We start from the raw sequence: 20,347 nt of genomic DNA, 5'->3' as shown, positions 1-20,347 counted from the left end.
TATTGAGGGCATGTCGTGAATGTATCGGCGCTGAAACAATCACCCTGAATCGCCGGTATTGGGCGCTTGATCGGTATTTACCGATCATCGGATCCCGCAACGGCGCTGCTTGCGCTACAATCCGCGCCGATTTCGACTTGCCTGAGAGCCCATTCCAATGTCCGTCTGCCAGACTCCTATCATCGTCGCCCTGGATTACCCCACCCGTGACGCCGCACTGAAGCTGGCTGACCAGTTGGACCCCAAGCTTTGCCGGGTCAAGGTCGGCAAGGAACTGTTCACCAGTTGCGCGGCGGAAATCGTCGGCACCCTGCGTGACAAAGGCTTCGAAGTGTTCCTGGACCTGAAATTCCATGACATCCCCAACACCACGGCGATGGCCGTCAAAGCCGCGGCCGAGATGGGCGTGTGGATGGTCAATGTGCACTGCTCCGGTGGCCTGCGCATGATGAGCGCCTGCCGCGAAGTGCTGGAACAGCGCAGCGGCCCAAAACCGTTGTTGATCGGTGTAACCGTGCTCACCAGCATGGAGCGCGAGGACCTGGCGGGCATTGGCCTGGATATCGAGCCGCAGGTTCAGGTGTTGCGCCTGGCAGCCCTGGCGCAGAAAGCCGGCCTCGACGGCCTGGTGTGTTCAGCCCTGGAAGCCCAGGCCCTGAAGAACGCTCACCCCTCGCTGCAACTGGTGACACCGGGTATCCGTCCTACCGGCAGCGCCCAGGATGACCAGCGCCGCATCCTGACCCCACGCCAGGCCCTGGATGCGGGCTCGGATTACCTGGTGATTGGCCGTCCGATCAGCCAGGCGGCGGATCCTGCCAAGGCGTTGGCAGCGGTCGTCGCCGAGATCGCCTGATTTTTAGAGCGGCAAAAATGTGGGAGCTGGCTTGCCTGCGATAGTATCAACTCGGTATCACTTAGAGACCGAGTTGCTTGCATCGCAGGCAAGCCAGCTCCCACATCTGTTTTTGTGGTGTGTCAGCTGACTTTGAGCACCAACTTCCCGAAGTTCTCGCCATTGAACAGCTTCATCAGCGTTTCCGGGAATGTCTCCAGCCCTTCGACAATATCTTCCTTGCTCTTGAGCTTGCCCTGGGCCATCCAGCCGGCCATTTCCTGGCCCGCCGCCGCGAAGTTCGCCGCGTGGTCCATCACCACAAAGCCTTCCATGCGCGCACGATTGACCAGCAATGACAGGTAGTTGGCCGGGCCTTTGACCGCTTCCTTGTTGTTGTACTGGCTGATTGCGCCGCAAATCACTACGCGCGCTTTGAGCGCCAGGCGGCTGAGCACGGCGTCGAGAATATCGCCGCCGACGTTATCGAAATACACGTCCACGCCTTTGGGGCACTCGCGCTTGAGGGCGGCGGGCACGTCTTCAGTTTTGTAGTCGATGGCGGCGTCGAAGCCCAGCTCATCCACCAGGAACTTGCACTTTTCGGCGCCACCGGCGATCCCCACCACGCGACAGCCTTTGAGCTTGGCGATCTGCCCGGCGATGCTACCCACGGCACCGGCAGCACCGGAGATCACCACGGTGTCACCGGTTTTCGGGGCGCCGGTCTCCAGTAGGGCAAAGTACGCCGTCATGCCGGTCATGCCCAGGGCGGACAGGTAGCGGGGCAGAGGTGCCAGCTTGGGGTCCACCTTATAGAAACTACGGGGCTCGCCGAGGAAGTAATCCTGCACGCCCAGTGCACCGTTCACGTAGTCCCCCACCGCGAAGTTCGGATGCTTCGAGGCAATCACCTTGCCTACGCCCAGGGCGCGCATCACTTCGCCGATGCCTACTGGTGGGATGTAGGACTTGCCTTCATTCATCCAGCCACGCATGGCCGGGTCGAGGGACAGGTATTCATTGCGCACCAGCACTTGGCCGTCCTGGGGTTCGCCCACTGGCACTTTCTGGTAAGTGAAGGTCTCTCGCGTGGCGGCACCGACCGGGCGTTTGGCGAGCAGAAATTGGCGGTTGGTCTGGGCGGTCATGGCAAGGACTCTTTAGAAATGGAACATGAGTGATAGACCCTCAGTGGCAGAAGGGCAAGGGTGTGCAAAGCAGGCGAATGCCCGGTAATAGGCTTCGCTGATAATCAGCCGGGCGGCTTTATCACTGCGATTCATGCAGCGCCAACCGGCCTTCTGATAGTGCTGACGCACGGCTGCGGGCGTTGGCTAGACTCGCTCCACCGTTACTAACCCCCACAGGACAGTTCCCATGAGCATGACGTTTTCCGGCCAGGTCGCCTTGGTGACCGGCGCCGCTGCTGGTATTGGCCGCGCCACCGCGCTGGCATTCGCCGCCGAAGGCTTGAAGGTGGTGGTCGCGGACCTTGATGTGGCAGGAGGCGAGGGCACTGTGGCACTGATCCACCAGGCCGGTGGCGAAGGGATATTTGTGCGCTGCAACGTCACGCTCGACACGGACGTGCAGCAATTGATGGCACAAACCGTCGCCACCTATGGGCGCCTGGACTACGCCTTCAACAACGCCGGCATCGAGATCGAAAAGGGCAAGCTGGCCGACGGCAGTCTTGATGAATTTGATGCCATCATGGGGGTTAACGTCAAAGGCGTGTGGCTGTGCATGAAGTATCAGTTGCCGTTGCTGTTGGCCCAGGGCGGTGGGGCCATCGTCAACACCGCATCGGTGGCGGGGCTGGGGGCGGCACCGAAGATGAGCATCTATGCGGCGTCCAAGCATGCGGTGATTGGCCTGACCAAATCGGCGGCCATCGAGTACGCGAAGAAGAAAATTCGCGTGAATGCCGTCTGCCCGGCCGTGATTGATACCGACATGTTTCGTCGCGCCTATGAGGCCGACCCACGCAAGGCTGAGTTTGCCGCAGCCATGCACCCGGTGGGACGCATTGGCAAGGTTGAGGAAATCGCCAGCGCCGTGTTGTACCTGTGCAGTGATGGCGCAGCGTTTACCACCGGTCAGGCCCTGGCGGTGGACGGTGGCGCGACGGCGATCTAGGACCGCGCTTGGCACGCTGTTTGAAAAGAGCGCGGGGTGATGTGGGGCGTTTCCATAGCTGGCAGAGTGCCGTGGCTGAATATGTTTCCTAAGGTAAATAATCTAATAAAATCAATACTTTAATAAAAATTGGCGACCGGTTTTACCAGGCTTCTGTGCTTAACTGTTTTGGGTTAACAGACAGTTTAAGTGAGTGGCTCATGGATTTAGGGATCGATCGACAAGCCCTGGTACCGGTTGTTCAGCAGATCGTCGGCGCGGTGGCAGAATGGATTCGCAAGGAGGGGGTGAGCCCTGGCACACGCTTGCCGTCCATTCGCCAATTGGCCCTCGATAACCTGCTGAGCCAGTCCAGCGTGATCGAGGCATTCGAGCGCTTGGTGGCCCAGGGGCTGCTGGCTCCCAGGCAGGGTTCGGGGTTCGTGGTGGCGCATCCCGCCACGGCCCACGAAAACCATTGGTATGAAGGTGCGGAACAAGGCTGGGGTGCATTTACCGATAGCCCGCTGGGCGAGCTGAAGTTGGGCTGCGGTTGGTTACCCGACACTTGGCGCGAAAGCGATGACATCAGCTACGCGATCCGTGAACTGAGCCGCACCGACACTGGTGGCCTGTTCAACTACAGCACACCCTTGGGGCTGCCGGCGTTGCGCGAACAACTGCTCAAGCGCCTGACGCAGATTCACGTGCCCGCCAGCCTGGACTGTATCCTGACCACCCATGGCGCTAGCCATGCCCAGGACCTGCTGATACGCACGTTGCTCAAACCCGGTGATGAGGTGGTGGTCGAAACACCCGGGTATGGCAATCTCTACCGCCAACTGGCCTTTCGGGGGGTCACGCTGCTGCAAGTGCCACGTGCCCATGGCGGCCCGGATATCCCGGCATTGGAAGCGCTGCTGCAAACCCATCGGCCCAAGTGCCTGTTCATCAACAGCCTGTATCACAACCCCACCGGCACCAGCCTGTGCCGTCCGGTGGCGGAGCGGTTGTTGGAGCTGGCCCGCGAACTCGACTTCCTGATTATCGAAGAGGATGTGTACGGCGACCTGCAGCATGCCAGTTGTACGCGCTTGTCAGCGCTGGCCCATGATGACCGGGTGATCTATGTGTCGAGCTTTTCCAAGACCCTGAGCAGCGCCCTGCGCGTGGGTTACCTGTGTGCCAGTGCTGCGATCATTACGCAATTGGCCCAGCTCAAGACCCTGACAGGCATCGGCACTTCACGGTTTGCCGAAGCCATGGTGGCGACGTTGCTGAGTAACGGCACTTACCGTAAGTGGGTGCAGCGCCTGCGCAAGCGCTTGAATGCACAGATGGCCGCGACGTTGCAGGTACTGGAGGATGAAGAGTGGCAGGTATTTGCCGCACCCGCGGGCGGGATGTTCCTGTGGGCACGACCCGGCATGGCCGACCCCTCGCGATTGCAAGCCTGCGCCCAGCGGCTGGGTGTGTTGCTGTCGCCCGGCGCATTGTTCAGCCCCACGGGTGAGCGCAGCGAATGGTTACGCATCAATGTGGCCTACGCGGCTGATCAACGCGCATTGACGCTGTTCCGAGCCATGGGCGCGGCAAGATCGACCTCGACCATTCTGAAAACGACGCGCATGTAGCTTTTTGCCATTATTCCGGCGCCAGCGGCTTGTGCTCAGTGCCTCGGGGTTGCGAATCTCGCTGCTTGTAAACCTGGCTTATGGCATTTGCCATTGCAAGAGGATCAAGTGCAATGATTTCGGGCGTGCAACGACGTTTCGCCAACCTCGGTATGGCAAAAAAACTCGGCTTGGGGTTTACCCTGGTACTGCTGCTGACGGCCTTGGTAGCGGCCATCGGTGTGTGGTCCCTGCAGACCATCGGCCAGCGCTTCGAAGGCCTTACGTCGATGTCCACGCTCAATAGTGACCTGCTCAAGGTGCGCTTGATCGAGCAGGACTATGCGTTGCACGCCGACCCCAAGGCCGTTGATGCCCTGCATGCCAGTGTCGATGCGCTGCTGGCCCTGGCCACGCGTCTCAAGGCTCGGTCTGCCAGCAACGAGCGAGTGATGGGTGACGTTGAGCAAGCCTTGGTCGCCTATCGCCAGGCATTCGATGAGTTCGTCGAGTTGACCCAGACCAAGGACCTCGCCCTGGAAATGGCCAGTTGGTCGGTGTCCAGCGTGGCCAATAACCTGGATGTGCTGCAAGCCGGGCTGGCGGACGACGGTGCCTATGGCCTCAAGGAAAGCCAAGGCAAGGAGGGCGCGGAGTTTATCGAGCAGGCGGGGCAGGTCAGCCAGGTGTCGCGTCTGATGTTGCAGGCCATGAACGAAGCGCGGGTGCGCCTGGATCAGAGCCGCAGGGCGGACGCAGACGACGCCGGGCAGGGCAAGATCGAGCAAGCCGACCAGGCCCTGGCTGAAGTCGAGAAACTCAAAACCACGGTCAAGGACCCCGGCTACCAGACCGTGCTCAATGAAGTCTCCGGGCATATCGCGTCGTTCAGTGAAAAGCTCGGCGAATACACCGGGCTGTTGGCCCAGGAAAAAGTGGTCTACACCCAGTTGCATGACCGCGCCGAGCAAGTGGTGAATCGGGTCAACCAGGCGTACGCCGCCGAAGACCAGTCCATGCAAACGCAGTTGCAGCACAGCACGCTGCTGATCATCGGTTCATCTGCCCTGGCGCTGCTGGTGGGCTTGATCGCTGCATGGGTGATCACCCGCTTGATTGTTGCGCCGTTGCGGGCGGTGATCGCCGTGGCTCAGCAGATCGCCTCGGGTGACCTGAGTGGGCGCATGGAGATCAGCCGGCGTGATGAAATCGGCCAGCTGATGCAGGCGATGCAGCAGATGGGCAACAGCTTGAGCCAGATGGTCAGCGGGTTGCAGGCGGGGATCGAACAGCTCGCCAGCTCCGCGCATTCATTGTCCAGCGTCACCGAGCAAACCACTGCCGAAGTCAGCAACCAGAAGGACGAAACCGAGCAAGTCGCTACGGCGATGAACCAGATGACCGCCACGGTGCACGATGTGGCACGCAATGCCGAGCAGGCTGCCCAAGCCGCACAGACCGCGGATGCCAAGGTCGATAGCGGCCAGCAGGTGGTGCGCATGAGTCTGCAGCGTATCGAGTTGCTGGCCACATCCAGCAACAGTGCCAGCGCCAGTATCGAAAGCCTCAGCGCGCAAATCCAGAATATAGGTACCGTCTTGAGCGTGATCCAGAGCGTGGCCGAACAGACCAACTTGTTGGCTTTGAACGCTGCGATTGAGGCGGCGCGTGCTGGTGAGCAGGGGCGTGGCTTTGCAGTGGTGGCCGATGAAGTGCGGGCATTGGCCAAGCGCACCCAGCAATCGACCGAGGAAATCGAACGGCTGGTCAGCACGCTGCGCAGTGCGGCGCAGTCCTCGGTGCAGCAGATCCAGCAGAGTGGCGAGCTGGTGAAGCTGGCGGTCAGTGATGCGCTGGAAACCGAAGGGGCCTTGGGCAGCATTGCGGCGGCTGTTTCATTGATCCAGCAGATGAATCAACAGATCGCCGCCGCCGCCGAGGAGCAAAGCTCGGTGGCTGAAGAGATCAACCGCAGCGTCACCAGTATTCGGGCGAGTGCCGATCATTCGGCGTTGAGCATGCAAGGCAATGCCGCCTCGAGCATCCAGTTGGCGCAGTTGGGCGCGCAACTCAAGGGGATGGTGGGGCATTTCCGCCTTTGATCGCAGCGTAGGCGCTGCGATCTGAGGGCGGGGCGATCAGGCGTGGTTGGCGAGGAAGGTCAACAGCGCCTCGTTGACGAAATCCGGGTTCTCGCGGCTGGAGATATGCCCGGCTTCGGGGATCAGGATCAGGCTGCAACCGATCAGGTCGGCCATTTCCTCGGACTCGGCGGGTGGCCGGGGTTTGTCCTGCTCGCCGCACATCACCAGGGTGGTGTCGGAGTCCAATGCAGGTAAGTGCGCCAAGATGTCTTCGCGGCTGAAGATCAGGCGGCCCAGCGGCACGATACTGTCCAGCAAGCGTTCTCTGGGGAAGTCTTGCAGTGACTGGCGAAAATCCCGGTACAGCGCGGATTCGCGGTCGATGCCCGGGCGGAAGAAGATCGGTGCGATCACATCCAGCAACGGTTCGGGGATCGCCCCGGCGTCTTCAATCATCTTGAACAGCGAGAAATAATACTGGCGCGTTGCTTCGGGTTCGGCCCCGAGGTAGGTGTCCATCAGCACTACGCTGTTGATGCGCTCGGGAGCCTGCAATGCCAGGCGTGCGCCCCACATGCCGCCGACCGAGAGGCCCACCAGGTTGGCTTGCTCGATGCTCAGGTGATCCAGCAACGCCAGGGCCTGGCGGGCGAGGTCATCCAGGGAATGGGTGGGTGCTGGCAACGGCCCGGACTCACCGTGGCCCCACAACTCGGGGACGATCACGCGGTATTGCTGCGACAGCGCTTCAATCTGCGGCGCCCACATGTCGCTGGCCCACAGGTAACTCGAACCCAGTAGCACGACAGGGCCGGCGCCCTGGTCGATATAGTGCAGCGGTTGTCCATCAATCACGGCGACAGGCATAACAGGCCTCTAATTTCACGGAGTGAGGGGCACTTTTTTACGCTAGTCGGGAGCGGGGGGATAGGTGCACATTGATGGCATGTGATGATTTCACTGTGGGAGCTGGCTTGCCTGCGATGAAGGCCTGCCAGCCGATGCTCACCTACCTGACACCCCACAATCCCACTGTGGGAGCGGGCTTGCTCGCGAAAGCGGTGTGTCAATCAACATCAATGTTTGCTGGGCCGAAGTCTTCGCAGGCAAGCCAGCGTCCACATTTGATCTTCGTTGCTATGAGCATTGCGTTCGCGATGCCATCAATCGTAGATCGCTTTCTTCTTCCACTCGGCATCGGCGTCGACGACTTTCAAGCCCTCGGTCAGCTCGTTGACTTCGTCCTCGGCCGGCTTGCTGTTGGTCAGCACTGTGGAGTTGGCGCGCGCCAGTTGGGACTCCAGTAGTTGTAACTGGGCACTGTAGAGCACCGGCTCCGGTTGTTTGCGCAGGTACTGCACGCCGCGCTCGAACGCCAGGCGTGCCTGGCCGGGTTGGCCTTGCAGCAGGGCGTGCTGGCCGAGGTTGTTGAAAAACTCGATGTGCAGCAGCACCAGGATATGACGGATTTCCTTGATCCAGTGCTTGGCCTCGTTGGTCGGCAGGAAGCCATCCTGGGCGGCGCGGGTGACTTGGCCGTGCAGGGCTTCGAGCAGGAAGCGCACGTCCTTGGCCTTGGCTTCGGTCTGGATCGGGGCCGGTGGGTTGGGCACCGGAATCGATTCGCCTTGGGCGATCAGCGCATTCAGTTCGTTGATGCGGGCCTTGAGCGGTGTGCTGGACTTGTTGAGGTTCAACAGGCGCTGGTTGACGTTCAGTTCCAGGCGAGCCAGCAACAGCTTGAGCGCTGGGGTCATCAGTTGGCCGGGGAAGGTCTCGGTGATTTCACCGCAGCGACGCAGCCGATCGTTAAGCTCGATCTCGGTACGCTTCTTTTCCAGCTTGTTGTTTTCCACCACGTGGTTCATGTAGCCAATGGCGATCAGTATTACGATCCCGGCTATTACCAGCAGGGTGATCATGAGTGGTGTCACCGGTGTGACCTCTTTAATAGGGTGTGCTGTGGAGTGTAGTGACTGGGTCATCCGGCGGATAGGACCGATCGACCAGTTGCCCAGGTGATTTCTTCTATATAGGTAGGCGCTTCCTGAATGGATGCACATTGCCATCATTTGTCAGGGTGAACTATAGCGTCTTGTCGAACGCCAGAATATAGGCGCCAAGGCTCGGACGGTGCCAATGCCCGCGAAGGCCGTGAAACCATGGCGAAGTCATTGATTTAAATAAATTTATCCTTGGGGGTTGACGACCTTTCAATCCATCCATAGAATGCGCGCCACTTACAGCGTAAAGCACACAGCGAAACGCGGTAGGGAGTGAATGTTGTAGGTGTGTCCCCTTCGTCTAGTGGCCTAGGACACCGCCCTTTCACGGCGGTAACAGGGGTTCGAGTCCCCTAGGGGACGCCATATGCGGGAATAGCTCAGTTGGTAGAGCACGACCTTGCCAAGGTCGGGGTCGCGAGTTCGAGTCTCGTTTCCCGCTCCAATTTACAAGCAGTGTGGCCTTCGGGCGGCATTGAGTGAAACCAGGACCAAGTCTTCGGACAAGGCCTCTGGGCACTGGAACACACACCATGTGTTTCAGTAGCGTGTCCCCTTCGTCTAGTGGCCTAGGACACCGCCCTTTCACGGCGGTAACAGGGGTTCGAGTCCCCTAGGGGACGCCATTTGCGGGAATAGCTCAGTTGGTAGAGCACGACCTTGCCAAGGTCGGGGTCGCGAGTTCGAGTCTCGTTTCCCGCTCCATATTTAACGAAAACGCCGATCAGTGATGATCGGCGTTTTTGTTTGTGCGCAATTTACTTCGCCAGCGCACCACCCCGTTCAAAGCGTCGAAGGGATCTCTTGCCGTGGCATGAAAAAACGCGCAAACAGTTCGGACTGAGATTTGATATTCAGCTTGCTGTAGATGTTGCGGCGGTGGACCTTGATGGTTTCTGTCGACAGCGACAGCTTGCCGGCGATCTCTTTGTTGGAGAACCCACTGAGGAGTAACTTGAGCACGTCCTTTTCACGTGCCGTTACTTGTGTTTCCAACTGAGTAAGTGCCTCGGCCCATGGGGCCGGCTCGGCGAGGTTTTTCGTCGGGTCAGTTTCAAAAAACATGCGTTGATGCATCAATGCCGTCACCCACGGCTTGATCAGGTCCAATACTGTTATCTGCGCCTGGGTGAATCGCAGGTTGCTGCCAAACGACATGCACAGCGTTGTGCCAGCATCGAGCCGTACATTGTATTGCGCCTCATCGACCGAGATGTATTGCGCGAAATATTGTTGGTAGTACTCGGTTTCCCGGAAGTGTTCCGGCGCAATATCGAGCAGATGGAAGAACCCGCTCTGTGGGTTTTCTCGATCAGCGATATAGAACGGGTCCAGCAGATACAGGCCTTTCACATAGCGGTGAATAAAGGCGTCGATTTCTTCGCTGTCTGCTACTTCGGGCAGGCTGATCACGCGCACCGCGTGGTCGCCAAAAACCAGCACCACCCAATTGTCTATCTGCACATATTCATTCAATACGCGAATCAACGAACTCCAGAACTCCGGGCGATTGAGCTGCATGATCAGTTTTCCAACCGATCGGTGCCAAGCCAGGCTATGAAGGTCAAGCGACATGTTCTACCCCTTTAGGGTTAGGGCTTTGCAGGCCAGAGCTAAGTACTTGTAGGTATTTACTATTCGTTGATGCTCGGTATATTCACCCCGAGCTTACGATAGCCATGAAGGCGTGTCGTGTGGACAGGGATAGTCATATGAGTCGAGCACACTTGCGAGCTATTTTTTTAGCTTCGCTCCTGGGGGCTGCAACCAGCACGCCCGCAGCCGCCGCTGAATCTTCGGTGTATCTGTATAACTGGTTCGGGTTTCTTGAACCGCAGACGCCCAGGCAATTCCAGCAGGAGACCGGCATCAAGCTGCATATGGATGCTTTCGACAGCGCCGAAATCATGCAGAGCAAGGTCATGGCTGGGCGCACCGGCTATGACCTGGTCGTGGCCACCTCCAATGTATTACCCGGCTTGATCAAGGCTGGGGTGCTGCAGCCGCTGGATCGCGCGCAGTTGAGTAACGTTTCGCACATCGACCCTGACATCCTCTCCCTGCTGGCGGTCAATGACCCAGGCAATCGCTACGCCGTGCCCTATGTCTGGGGTACCACTGGCATTGGCTACGACGTGGATAAAGTCAAGGCGGCGCTGGGCGATGACGCCCCGGTGGACAGTTGGGACCTGATCTTCAAAGAAGAAAACATCAGCAAGCTCAAGTCTTGTGGCGTAGCCATGCTCGACTCCCCCAGCGAAATCATTTCGATCGCCTTGCACTACCTGGGGTTGCCCAGTAACAGTACCGATCCAGAGGATTACCAGAAGGCCCAGGCGCTGCTGTTGAAAATCCGTCCCTATGTGCTCTATTTCGACTCGTCCAGAATCGACGCCGACCTGGCGGACGGCAATATCTGTGCAGTCGTCGGCTGGGCCAATGGTGCGCTGGCCGCTCAGGCGATTAATGAAAAGTCCAACAGCGGCCGCAAGATTGCCTACAGCCTGCCGCGCGAAGGCGCCTTGGTCTGGTCTGAAAACTGGGTGTTGCTCAAGGATGCTCGCCACCCAAAGGCCGCTCTGGCGTTCATCAACTACATGCTGCAGCCGCAGGTGATAGCCAAGACGTCCAACTACATGCTCTATCCCAACGCCAACAAAGATGCCACTGAGTTCGTCGAGCAAAAGTTGCGGGATAACCCTTGGATTTATCCCGATAAAAAGACCATGGCCACACTGGTTCCGCTTGAGCCCTTGCCGCTGAAGGCGGAGCGCATTCGCACACGGGTCTGGACCAAGGTCAAAAGCGGTACGTGACGGGGTCGGGGAGGGAGACAGCATGCGCCAGGGTCGTGATCAGCGTTATTTAGAGTCGGACGACTACAAGGCCTACAAAGAGATTGAAGAACAGATCGGCCTCTGTACGCCAGAGCAAGCCTGGGCCATGTATTACGTTTCGACGGGCATGGTGCGTGAAAACATTACCCTGGCCGTGATGGAGCACATTGGCCGGGGCAATCGTGCCCTGTTGCTTGAGTTTCCAGACCTGGTGCGAATCGCAGGGCGTGACGCTGAGCCGGGGGAGATCGCCTCCAACTGGCCTCTGCTGCGAAGGCGTCGTCGGTAAGTCTACTCTGCTTATCTCTGGAGGGGCGAGGTGCAGGCGGTTGTAGGTTATTATTGTGAGGCTTGTAGGGAAAGTCTGTGTTTTTTGTGGGGGCGATACCTTTTCGCCCTGTGCTCTCTACTCTGGCCACCCATTCTCCTTGTCCACTTCAGAGAACTGACCGGATGCTTCAACTCGATTTCTATTCAACCCTCGTTGCCGCTTCACTGGTGCTATTGCTGGGGCGCGGGCTTGTGGCTCGCATCGGCTTCTTACGTACCTACAACATTCCGGAACCAGTAGCCGGTGGCCTGTTGGTCGCCATGCTGCTCCTGGCGTTGCGCGCGTTTGCCGATATCGAAGTACGCTTCGATCCTTCATTGCAAACCCCGTTGATGCTGGCGTTCTTTGCCACTATCGGTTTGAACGCCGATTTTGCCAGCCTGAAGAAAGGCGGGCGGATCCTGGCGGTGTTTCTGCTGGTGGTAACGGGCTTGCTGGTGGTGCAAAACGCCATGGGTATCGCGCTGGCCTCGGCGCTCGGGCTTGACCCATTGATGGGCCTGCTTGCGGGCTCGGTGACCTTGTCCGGTGGGCATGGCACCGGTGCGGCTTGGGGCGCGGTGTTCAGTGAGCAGTATGGCGTGGCGTCTGCGTCTGAATTGGCGATTGCCTCGGCGACCTTTGGCCTGGTGCTCGGTGGACTGATCGGCGGGCCCGTGGCGCGTTTTCTGATCAAGCGGGTCGAGGTTCCAGGTATTGGGCAACCGCAATCGAGCCTGGCCAAGGGGTTCGAGCAACCGAACGAAGAGCGCCTGATCACCGCGTTTTCGTTTATCGAGACCCTGGCGCTGGTGGCGATCAGCCTGCAGGGCGGCAACTTGTTGAATGCCGCCATCCAAGGCACCGCTTTCGAACTGCCGACGTTCGTGTGCGTATTGTTCGTCGGTGTGGTGCTGCGCAATGGGCTGTCGATGCTCGGCTGGCATCAGGTGTTCGAACGCGAAGTCTCGGTGCTGGGCAATGTCAGTTTGTCGTTGTTCCTGGCGATGGCGCTGATGTCACTCAAGCTCTGGGACTTGGCGGCACTGGCTTTGCCCATTGTCGTTCTGCTGGCCGCACAGGCATTGCTGATGGCGCTGTTCGCGATTTTCGTGACGTTCCGGGTGATGGGCCGCAACTACGATGCGGCGGTGCTGGCGGCAGGCCATTGCGGCTTCGGGCTAGGCGCCACGCCTACGGCGATTGCCAATATGCAGGCGGTGACGCAGCGCTTCGGGCCTTCGCAGATCGCGTTTCTGGTGGTGCCGATGGTGGGCGCGTTCTTCATCGATATCGCTAACGCGGTGGTGATCAAGTTGTACCTGGCGCTGCCATTTCTAGGGGCCGCAGGGTAAGTTTTTCAGCGCCTGCCCATGGCGTTCATCGCCCGGGCCAGGCGCTGAGTGGCTTGCTGGATTTCGTCCCGGTCGAGGGAGGCAAAGCCCAGGCGCAGCGCGTTTACCGGTTGGTCGTTGGGGGAAAACTGACGACCACTGCGCACCACAACGCCGTGGTCCAGTGCAGTGCTTGCCAACTTATCGACGTCTATTTCTTCCTCGAAACGTACCCATAGCGCCAAACCACCCTCGGGCTCGCGCACTTGTATGCGAGCACCAAACGCCTGATCCAGGCAATCTTGCAATACCGTGCGGCGCGCCCGATATTCTTTCGACACGCGGCGCAAATGCTTCTTCAACTCCCCCTCATTGATCAGGTCTGCCAGCATGGCTTGAGCGACCGCGTCGGTATCGCCCAGCATCAGCGCGGCATTGCGTTGCAGGGCTTCAATCACAGAGGTGGGCGCCACGATATAGCTGCAGCGGAACGTCGAGCCCAGCACCTTGGACAACGAGCCGATGTAGAGCACATGGCGTTGGGCGCGGTCACTGGCCAGCGGCAGGTAAGGGCGGCCACTGAAATGGTATTCGTGGTCGTAGTCCTCTTCGATAATGCAGAAGTCATGCAGCGCGGCCAACGTCAGCAAGTGCTGCCGGCGTGCAGCGTGCAAGCTCACGGTGGTGGGGAATTGGTGATGAGGCGTGAGGTAAATCATGCGCACCTTGTGCTCACGGCATAAGCGCTCGATCTGGTCGGTGCGGCAACCTTCATCATCAATGTCGACCGTGACCAACTTCGCCCCGAGCTTGCGGAAAATTTCCCATGCCGGTGGGTAGCTCAGACGTTCCACCAGGACCACGTCGCCGGGCTTGAGCAGCAGGCTGGCGCTCAGGAACAGGGACATCTGGGTGCCCTGGGTCAGGCAGATATTTTCGGCAGTGACCGTCAGCCCACGGTTGTTGCGCAGCATTTCGGCCAGGGCGCAGCGCAAGTGATAGCCGGTGCCTTCGCTGCCGTAGCGCACGGTATTGGAGGCAAAGCTGTTGCGCAGTGCATGGCGATAGTAACGGTGCAGAACTGCCTGGGGCAGCAGGCGGTGGTCGCTGGTGCCGTTGTCGAAAAACAGCGCATCGCGCCGATGCTGTAGAGCGACCACTTGGGCATTATGGGTGAAATAGGGTACCAGCGGTTGCTCCAGTAACGGCGGCGCGAATGACGGTTGCGTAACGCTGGGCAGGTGTTTGAGTGTCAGCTTTACATTGACGAAGGTGCCACGGCGCGGCTCGCTGGTCAGCCAGCCCTTGGTCATGGCTTCTTCGTAGGCCAGGATCACCGTCTTGCGGTTGACGTCGAGCAAGTGTGCCATTTCCCGCGTGCCCGGCAGTAACGTCCCGGGCGGCAGGCGGCCTTCGAGGATGGCATTGACCAAGCCTTCGGCGATCTTGCGGTAAGTCGCCTGGCTTGCACCTTCTTCAAGCCGGAGCAGTGGACGCCATTTACGCATCTGGACCATCTGAAGTATCCAAATCTGGAGGTTTTAATGGGCCTAGTCTAGCGCAACAATCAAGCCTTACTTAGCCCGAGGTTGTTATGAATACACGTCATGTCATCGAACTGTCGCCCTCGGGGAAAACCTTTGAGGCTGGTGACGAATTGTTGCTCGACGCCATGCTCGCCAGTGGCCTGGCCGTGCCGTTCTCCTGCCGCCGTGGCGCCTGCGGTTCGTGCAAGGTGGTGGTCGCCGAAGGTGCGTACCGGGCCAAACGCCTGGTGCCGGGTGCGTCGCAGCCTTCTTATCCTTTGGCAGCCAATGAGATGTTGTTATGCCAGAGCCACGCCTGTGGCGACATGCGCCTGCATATTCCCGGCTGGTCGCTGGATACCCCCGCGCTGGTAGTGGCGGCGCAGGTTCACAGCAAGCGTGCGCTAGGCCCCGATGTGATCGAGTTGGTATTGATGCCCGAAACCCCAGTGGCGGTGCGGGCTGGCCAATACCTCAAGTTCCACCTGGCGGACGGTGACACGCGCTGCTTCTCGATTGCCAACCTGCCCGATGAGGACGATGGGCGCTTGGTCTTCCAGATTCGCCGGGTGAGTGGCGGGTATTTTTCCGAGGGTATCCTGGGTGGTCTCGCCGTGGGTGAGCGTCTGCACGTGGAAGGGCCGTTTGGTGCCTGTACCTGGCAGGACGATGAGGCGGCGCCCGTGGTGCTATTCGCTACGGGTACTGGTTACGCGGGCATCAAGCCTATCTTGCTGACCGCGCTCAAGCGCGATGTCGACGTGACGTTGTATTGGGGCGGCGCGCAATCGGCAGACTTTTATGACAGCGCTTTCCTCGACCACCTGATGCTTGAGCATCCCCGTTTTCGCTGGCATCCCGTGCGGTCCTCCGAGGGCAGGGTTCAGGAGGTTGCAATGAGTCATGGGCATCAGTGGGAACAGGCCCAGGTCTATGCGTGCGGCAACGGTGCAATGCTCGGCCAGGTACGCATCCACTGCCTTGAAGCGGGGTTGCCCAGCCACCGGTTTATCGCGGAGGCGTTTGTCGCCAGTGGTCGGTCAAGTGCTGGAGCAGTCTCCCTATCGTTTGACCCGGTGTGGGAGAAAGTCGGCCCGCGTTATTCCTTGGACGGCATGCTGGCGGCGCGGGAAAAATCCATACGTGCCCTGGCGGCGATTGCCAGCCAGTTGAAAGTCGGCATGACCACCGGCGAGGCCCTTGAGATGGCCGCGAGGCAACTGCAGGCCATGGGCGCTTCGCACACTTGGCATCCGACCTACATTCGTTTTGGCGCCGACACTGTTCGCCCTCCGCGCGAGGGCATAGATCGCCAGCGCAGGCTGCGTGCTAATGACATTGCCGTGGTCGATCTTGGCCCGGTGTGGGATGGCTACGAAGGGGACTATGGCGATACGTTTGTGTTCGGCGACGCGCCGTTGCACCAGGCCTGTACGACGGCCTTGCATGAAGTCTTCGATGAAACACGCCAGGCGTGGCTGCGTGGTCTGACCGGGCGTGAGCTCTACGACTTCGCCGAGCACAGCGCTGCGTCAAAGGGCTGGAGGCTGGCGCGCAACCTGGCGGGGCACCGCCTTGCGGACTTTCCCCATGCATTGTTCGAAAGCAAGGAGTTGGCTGACCTGGAGATCCCACCGAGTGAAATGGCCTGGGTATTGGAGATCCAGCTGTGCCATCCCACTGAGCCGGTGGGGGGGTTCTTTGAAGACATGCTGATGTTGCAAGGCTGAAGAGCTGTCATTGTTGCCGAGTCGTGTTTGACGCGATGGCCCTGCAAAGCGAGATCTCACCCACACCGCCGATCTCCTGTAGGAGCTGTCGAGCTTTAGCGAGGCTGCGAAAGCGGTGGTTCAGGCGCTGAAGAGGATGCCTGTGCCGCTGCCTTCGCAGCCTCGCTTGGGTACCAGATGGGTCAGAGCTTCGGCAACTGCCCGACGCGGCCCATCATTTCGGTGACGATCTGCAGGTCCAGCAAGAACTGTTCAACCGTCTTGAACTCACTGTCAGTGTGCCCGGTGTACTTCTCTTCCGGGCGGGCCAGGCCGAATTGCACGCCGTTGGGCAGGTCGTGCACCGAGGTTGCGCCGGCCGAGGTGCCGAATTTGTGCGCCATGCCCAGGTTTTCAGTGGCCACTGCCAGCAAGGCTTTTACCCATTCGCCTTCAGGGTTGCGGTACATCGGCGTGTCCAGCGAGTAAGTGAAGCTCACGTTGACCTTGGCGTTCTTGTCCCAGGCGTTCAGCTTCTGCTCGATTTGCGCCTTGAGCGCCTCCGGGGTTTTACCTTTCGGTGCGCGCAGGTTCACGGCCAGTTTGAAGGCTTTGTCATCCTGCCCCACAAACGTCAGCGAGGTGGTCAACGGCCCCATGAAATCATCCGCGTAGCCCACACCCAATTTGCCGCCCAGGTAATCCAGGCCCCAGTTGTCGGCGGCATAGCGCGCGGCATCGGTGATGTGGTTGTGCTGGAGGGCGACCTTGCCGTCGAGGCTGTGGATCAGGTCCAGCATGCGCGCCACCGGGTTGACCCCGGTTTCAGGCTCGGAAGAGTGAGCGGATACGCCGGTAACCGTGAGTTTGACATCCTTGCCATCGACCTTGGCCGTCACCTGGAAGTCGCCACCGTTGCGCTTGGCATAGTCGGCACCGGCCTGTTGCAGGCTGGCGGCCAGTTCGGCGGGGGTGTCGCTGACCAGCGTGGCCACCGAGGCCGATGGAATCTGGTTGTTCGCCTTGCCGCCGGTCATCGCGATGATTTCTGCGCCTTTGCCTTCGCCCTTGCGCACCGGGAAGGTGGCCATCACGGTACCCGAGCCTTTTTCGGCGATCACCACCGGGTAACCGCCATCCAGCGCCAAGTTGTATTGCGGCACGGGGTTGCGTTCGAAGTAGTAAGGAATGGCATCACCGGCGGTTTCTTCAGTGGTGTCTACCAGCAGTTTGAACGTGCGCGCCAGTGGCAGTTTTTCTTCCTTGATCACTTTCATGGCGTACATCGCCACCACGATGCCGTTCTTGTCATCCTCGGTCCCGCGGCCATACATGCGGTCGCCAATCAGCGTGACCTTGAACGGGTCGAGTTTGGTACCGTCTTGCAGCACCCAGTTTTCCGGGGTCACGGGCACCACATCGGCATGGGCGTGCACACCCACGACTTCATCACCGCTGCCTTCCAGAGAAATTTCGTATACGCGGTTGTCGACGTTACGGAAGTTCAGGTTGAAGGACTTGGCCAGGGCCTCGATCTTTGCGGCAATCTTGAGGAATTCCGGGTTTTTGTACTGTGGCAGACCGTCTACGTTGAACGTCGGGACTTCCACCAGTTCACGCAAGGTTTCGAGCGCGGCTTTGCCATATTTAACGCGGGTGTAAATGCCCAGCAGGCGATTGATCTCGTTCTGCTGCTCGGCGCTCAGGGGTTTGTTGCCCACAAACGCGCTGATAGCCGGGCCGGTGTCAGCCGCTTTGCCCAGCTCGCCCTGGGCCAGAGTGCCGAGGAAACCGCGGAAATCGGTAACCGAGGTCTCGTTGAACTGCTTCAGGATTGCCGTGCTCTGGTCCGCGCTGATGTTGGCGAATGCGGGCGTGGCGACGGCCGAAAGGCCGGCGGCGAACAGGGTGGCAACCGCCAATTGCTTAAGTGGAAAGTGCATGGTTGAAGGCATTCCTTTGCAGGTAGTGAGTAGGAGGTTTCTGACGGAAGAGACAGAAACATTTCCACACACTACCATTACTCAGGTGCCCAAGGTCAATGCTGGCCAGGGTGGGGCGCGGGATACTCTTGGGTCACGCTCAAGGCTCTAGCGTAAGGCCCATCCCACAGTTGTTCATGCAACTGGCCTACACGCCTGGCCATCGCCTCACTGCGCATCACCACCTCCAGATTGCGTGAATTATCCAGGTAGCCGCCCAACCAATTGCTGGTGCCTACCCACGCCACTTGCCCGTCGATCTCCATGGTTTTGCTATGTATCACCCGCGCATAAGGGATAAAGCCTTGCTTGGCTTCGGGCAGGGTGACGATCTTGATCTCAACATTGGGCAGCACCGCCAGGCTCTTGAGATAGGGCAGTTCCAGCGGGTCGGTATTCCAGTTGGACACCATCAGTTTGATCGACACGCCACGGGCTGCGGCGGCGCGCACGGCGTTGTCGATCACCGCGTAGTACGGTCGGGTTGGATCCGGTCCGTAGGACAGCGGCGCGTAGTCGAGCAATTGCACGCGCACCTCTTTTTGGGCTTCGCCCAGCAGGCGCGGCAGTTCCAGCTGTGAGTCGCCCACGCCGGGCGGGTTGTAGCGTTGCGGGCTGGCCACCAGGTAGTTGCCGGTACGTGCGGGTGCTGGGCCGCTGGCGGGTAGCGGCACCGGTTGTTTACCCGCCAGCGCGGCCTGGGCTTGCCAGTCTTGCTCGAAGATCGCCTGCACTTGGCCCACCACCGTTTCGTCAGTGATCCGCAGCCCGGTTTCGTGGATATGTTCCAGGGCGCGCCAGTCAAAATTCTGACTGCCGACAAACGCCTGCTTGCCATCCACCAGCAGGTACTTGGCGTGGATGATGCCGCCGCTCAGTTGCCCGTAGGGCAGCACGCGCAAGGTCAGGTTGGGAATGGCGCGCAAGCGTTCCAGGGTGGCGGCATCCGACAGCTTGATGCCTTTTTCTTCGAGCAGGAAACGAATCTTCACGCCGCGTTTGCCGGCGGCTTCCAGGTGTTCAAGCACGCTGTTCATCACCGAGCCAGGGTGGTCCGCGGCGTAGAACTGGCCGATATCAATGTGGCTTTTGGCGCCGTCGAACAGCTCGATCCATACCGGGCCGGGCTGGCGCAAATCGTCGGTGCCCAGGGCGGTGTCCACAGGCACGGTATGCACCAATTCAAAACCTGGAATGGAAAAGTCCGCCTGGGCCAGCGGACTGAGGAGCAAGCCGGTCAGGCCGGCAATACGCAACTTTATCGAAAGGGACATAAGCGTCTCATCGCACCAAAGGTAAAGGCGAGCGCCCAAGGCGCCCGCCCTGCAGGTCAGGCTGTGCGGCTGTGCAGCGGGGTGGGCACGCGATGAGTCACTTCATCCTGTGCGCGGGCGCCGGTGGCGGCGCGGATCAACAGGATCTTCAACTGGTCGTTGATGCGCTCCAGGCTGTCCTGGAAGAAGTTGTGGAACACCACGCAGAACAGCGCGATGGCGATACCTAATCCCGTGGCAAACAAGGCCGTCCCGATACCACCGGAAATCTGCCCTGGGTCCGATACGCCCGCGGTGGCCAGCGCCTTGAAGGTGTCGATGATGCCGAGAATGGTGCCCAGCAGGCCCAGCAGCGGGGCGGCGGTGGTGATGGTCTCGATGATCCACAGGCTGCGGGCCAGTGGGGCGCGGGTCTTCAGGTATTGGGTATCGATTTCGTCGTCCAGGTCCTTGCGCGAACCGTGGGTCGCCTTCTGGGCCAGCACCGGCAAGATCATGTTCAGCGGCAGGCTGTCGCGACGGGTCAGGTTGTCCGGCAGGTCACGCTCGCTGTGCACATTGGCGCCCAGGGCGTCGATCAATGCGCGTGCCTGGCGGCGTACGTAGGCGAAGTAGATACCGCGTTCGATGGCGATGAAGATCGCAATGGCCATCGCCGCGTACATCACATAGAAAGTGACGTCGTGGAGCAGGTTCATATCCATGATGGTGTTCCTCTT

Annotated in this window: 16 protein-coding genes, 4 tRNA genes and 1 pseudogene; 13 read left to right on the top strand and 8 right to left on the bottom strand. The window is 59.7% G+C overall.

Annotation, left to right across the window (positions count from 1 at the left end; translation table 11 throughout):
- Positions 1 to 157: 157 nt before the first annotated feature.
- Positions 158 to 856: an orotidine-5'-phosphate decarboxylase gene (pyrF, locus tag FXO12_RS08535; RefSeq protein ID WP_003190068.1), complete on the top strand. Its 699-nt coding sequence runs from the start codon at positions 158 to 160 to the stop codon at positions 854 to 856.
- A 122-nt stretch (positions 857 to 978) separates the two neighbouring features.
- Here the strand turns inward: pyrF and FXO12_RS08530 are convergent, their stop codons facing one another.
- Complete coding sequence (locus FXO12_RS08530) at positions 979 to 1,986, bottom strand: NADP-dependent oxidoreductase (RefSeq protein ID WP_054898850.1); 1,008 nt, start codon at positions 1,984 to 1,986, stop codon at positions 979 to 981.
- Between the two features lie 229 nt (positions 1,987 to 2,215).
- Between FXO12_RS08530 and FXO12_RS08525 the strand changes: the two genes are divergently transcribed.
- The 4 genes and pseudogenes from FXO12_RS08525 (at position 2,216) to FXO12_RS29380 (ending at position 6,671) form a co-directional block, all read left to right on the top strand.
- Positions 2,216 to 2,977: an SDR family oxidoreductase gene (locus FXO12_RS08525; protein ID WP_003190072.1), complete on the top strand. Its 762-nt coding sequence runs from the start codon at positions 2,216 to 2,218 to the stop codon at positions 2,975 to 2,977.
- 200 nt (positions 2,978 to 3,177) lie between these two features.
- Positions 3,178 to 4,590 (top strand): PLP-dependent aminotransferase family protein, encoded by a 1,413-nt coding sequence (locus FXO12_RS08520; protein WP_057976726.1) that lies wholly within the window; start codon positions 3,178 to 3,180, stop codon positions 4,588 to 4,590.
- 80 nt (positions 4,591 to 4,670) lie between these two features.
- Positions 4,671 to 5,765: pseudogene (locus tag FXO12_RS29385) on the top strand (HAMP domain-containing protein); the annotation flags it as partial.
- Positions 5,754 to 6,671, top strand: a complete 918-nt coding sequence (locus FXO12_RS29380; protein ID WP_372241991.1) for a methyl-accepting chemotaxis protein — start codon at positions 5,754 to 5,756, stop codon at positions 6,669 to 6,671. The pseudogene FXO12_RS29385 and the gene FXO12_RS29380, both read left to right, overlap by 12 nt.
- 36 nt (positions 6,672 to 6,707) lie before the next feature.
- Here FXO12_RS29380 and FXO12_RS08510 read toward each other — a convergent pair whose 3' ends face one another.
- Both FXO12_RS08510 and FXO12_RS08505 read right to left on the bottom strand, forming a co-directional pair.
- The gene (locus FXO12_RS08510; RefSeq protein WP_054898853.1) at positions 6,708 to 7,520 is read right to left on the bottom strand and encodes an alpha/beta fold hydrolase; all 813 of its coding nucleotides are present in this window, start codon (positions 7,518 to 7,520) and stop codon (positions 6,708 to 6,710) included.
- Between the two features lie 296 nt (positions 7,521 to 7,816).
- On the bottom strand, positions 7,817 to 8,587 hold the full coding sequence (locus tag FXO12_RS08505) for a hypothetical protein (RefSeq protein WP_034127216.1): 771 nt from the start codon (positions 8,585 to 8,587) through the stop codon (positions 7,817 to 7,819).
- 359 nt (positions 8,588 to 8,946) lie between these two features.
- On the opposite strand from FXO12_RS08505, the gene FXO12_RS08500 reads away from it, so the two are divergent.
- The 4 genes from FXO12_RS08500 (at position 8,947) to FXO12_RS08485 (ending at position 9,361) form a co-directional block, all read left to right on the top strand.
- Positions 8,947 to 9,022, top strand: a tRNA-Glu gene (locus tag FXO12_RS08500).
- Between the two features lie 3 nt (positions 9,023 to 9,025).
- Positions 9,026 to 9,101, top strand: a tRNA-Gly gene (locus FXO12_RS08495).
- 105 nt (positions 9,102 to 9,206) lie between these two features.
- Positions 9,207 to 9,282 (top strand) — tRNA-Glu (locus FXO12_RS08490).
- Between the two features lie 3 nt (positions 9,283 to 9,285).
- A tRNA-Gly gene (locus tag FXO12_RS08485) sits at positions 9,286 to 9,361 on the top strand.
- A 78-nt stretch (positions 9,362 to 9,439) separates the two neighbouring features.
- Here FXO12_RS08485 and FXO12_RS08480 read toward each other — a convergent pair.
- Positions 9,440 to 10,231, bottom strand: coding sequence for a LuxR C-terminal-related transcriptional regulator (locus FXO12_RS08480; protein ID WP_054898854.1), 792 nt, complete (start codon positions 10,229 to 10,231; stop codon positions 9,440 to 9,442).
- 137 nt (positions 10,232 to 10,368) lie between these two features.
- Here FXO12_RS08480 and FXO12_RS08475 point away from each other — a divergent pair, with 137 nt between their 5' ends.
- From FXO12_RS08475 to gltS, 3 genes are all read left to right on the top strand, one after another.
- Complete coding sequence (locus tag FXO12_RS08475; RefSeq protein ID WP_057978149.1) at positions 10,369 to 11,472, top strand: polyamine ABC transporter substrate-binding protein; 1,104 nt, start codon at positions 10,369 to 10,371, stop codon at positions 11,470 to 11,472.
- Positions 11,473 to 11,494: 22 nt separating this feature from the next.
- Positions 11,495 to 11,782: a hypothetical protein gene (locus FXO12_RS08470; RefSeq protein ID WP_054898856.1), complete on the top strand. Its 288-nt coding sequence runs from the start codon at positions 11,495 to 11,497 to the stop codon at positions 11,780 to 11,782.
- Between the two features lie 164 nt (positions 11,783 to 11,946).
- A complete protein-coding gene (gene gltS / locus FXO12_RS08465; RefSeq protein WP_034127220.1) occupies positions 11,947 to 13,158 on the top strand; it encodes a sodium/glutamate symporter in 1,212 nt (403 codons plus the stop codon).
- Between the two features lie 5 nt (positions 13,159 to 13,163).
- Here the strand turns inward: gltS and FXO12_RS08460 are convergent, their stop codons facing one another.
- Positions 13,164 to 14,654, bottom strand: coding sequence for a PLP-dependent aminotransferase family protein (locus FXO12_RS08460; RefSeq protein WP_034127221.1), 1,491 nt, complete (start codon positions 14,652 to 14,654; stop codon positions 13,164 to 13,166).
- A gap of 77 nt (positions 14,655 to 14,731) precedes the next feature.
- Between FXO12_RS08460 and FXO12_RS08455 the strand changes: the two genes are divergently transcribed.
- Entirely contained in the window at positions 14,732 to 16,393 is a 1,662-nt protein-coding gene (locus FXO12_RS08455; RefSeq protein ID WP_057978142.1) for a M24 family metallopeptidase, read from the top strand.
- A gap of 182 nt (positions 16,394 to 16,575) precedes the next feature.
- Here FXO12_RS08455 and FXO12_RS08450 read toward each other — a convergent pair whose 3' ends face one another.
- The 3 genes from FXO12_RS08450 to FXO12_RS08440 all read right to left on the bottom strand — a co-directional run bounded on the left by FXO12_RS08450 (position 16,576) and on the right by FXO12_RS08440 (position 20,332).
- A complete protein-coding gene (locus tag FXO12_RS08450; RefSeq protein ID WP_057978140.1) occupies positions 16,576 to 18,315 on the bottom strand; it encodes a dipeptidase in 1,740 nt (579 codons plus the stop codon).
- 95 nt (positions 18,316 to 18,410) lie between these two features.
- Positions 18,411 to 19,628 carry a phospholipase D-like domain-containing protein gene (locus FXO12_RS08445; RefSeq protein WP_057978138.1) on the bottom strand — a complete coding sequence of 406 codons (1,218 nt, stop codon included), beginning with the start codon at positions 19,626 to 19,628 and terminating at the stop codon, positions 18,411 to 18,413.
- A gap of 56 nt (positions 19,629 to 19,684) precedes the next feature.
- Positions 19,685 to 20,332, bottom strand: coding sequence for a MotA/TolQ/ExbB proton channel family protein (locus tag FXO12_RS08440; RefSeq protein ID WP_057978136.1), 648 nt, complete (start codon positions 20,330 to 20,332; stop codon positions 19,685 to 19,687).
- Positions 20,333 to 20,347: the final 15 nt, after the last annotated feature.

It is taken from the genome of Pseudomonas sp. J380, assembly GCF_009827115.1.
GTDB classification, from domain to species: Bacteria; Pseudomonadota; Gammaproteobacteria; order Pseudomonadales; family Pseudomonadaceae; genus Aquipseudomonas; species Aquipseudomonas paracarnis.
The sequence above is the reverse complement of the archived record's forward strand: the minus strand, read 5'-3'. Positions and strand labels throughout refer to the sequence as shown.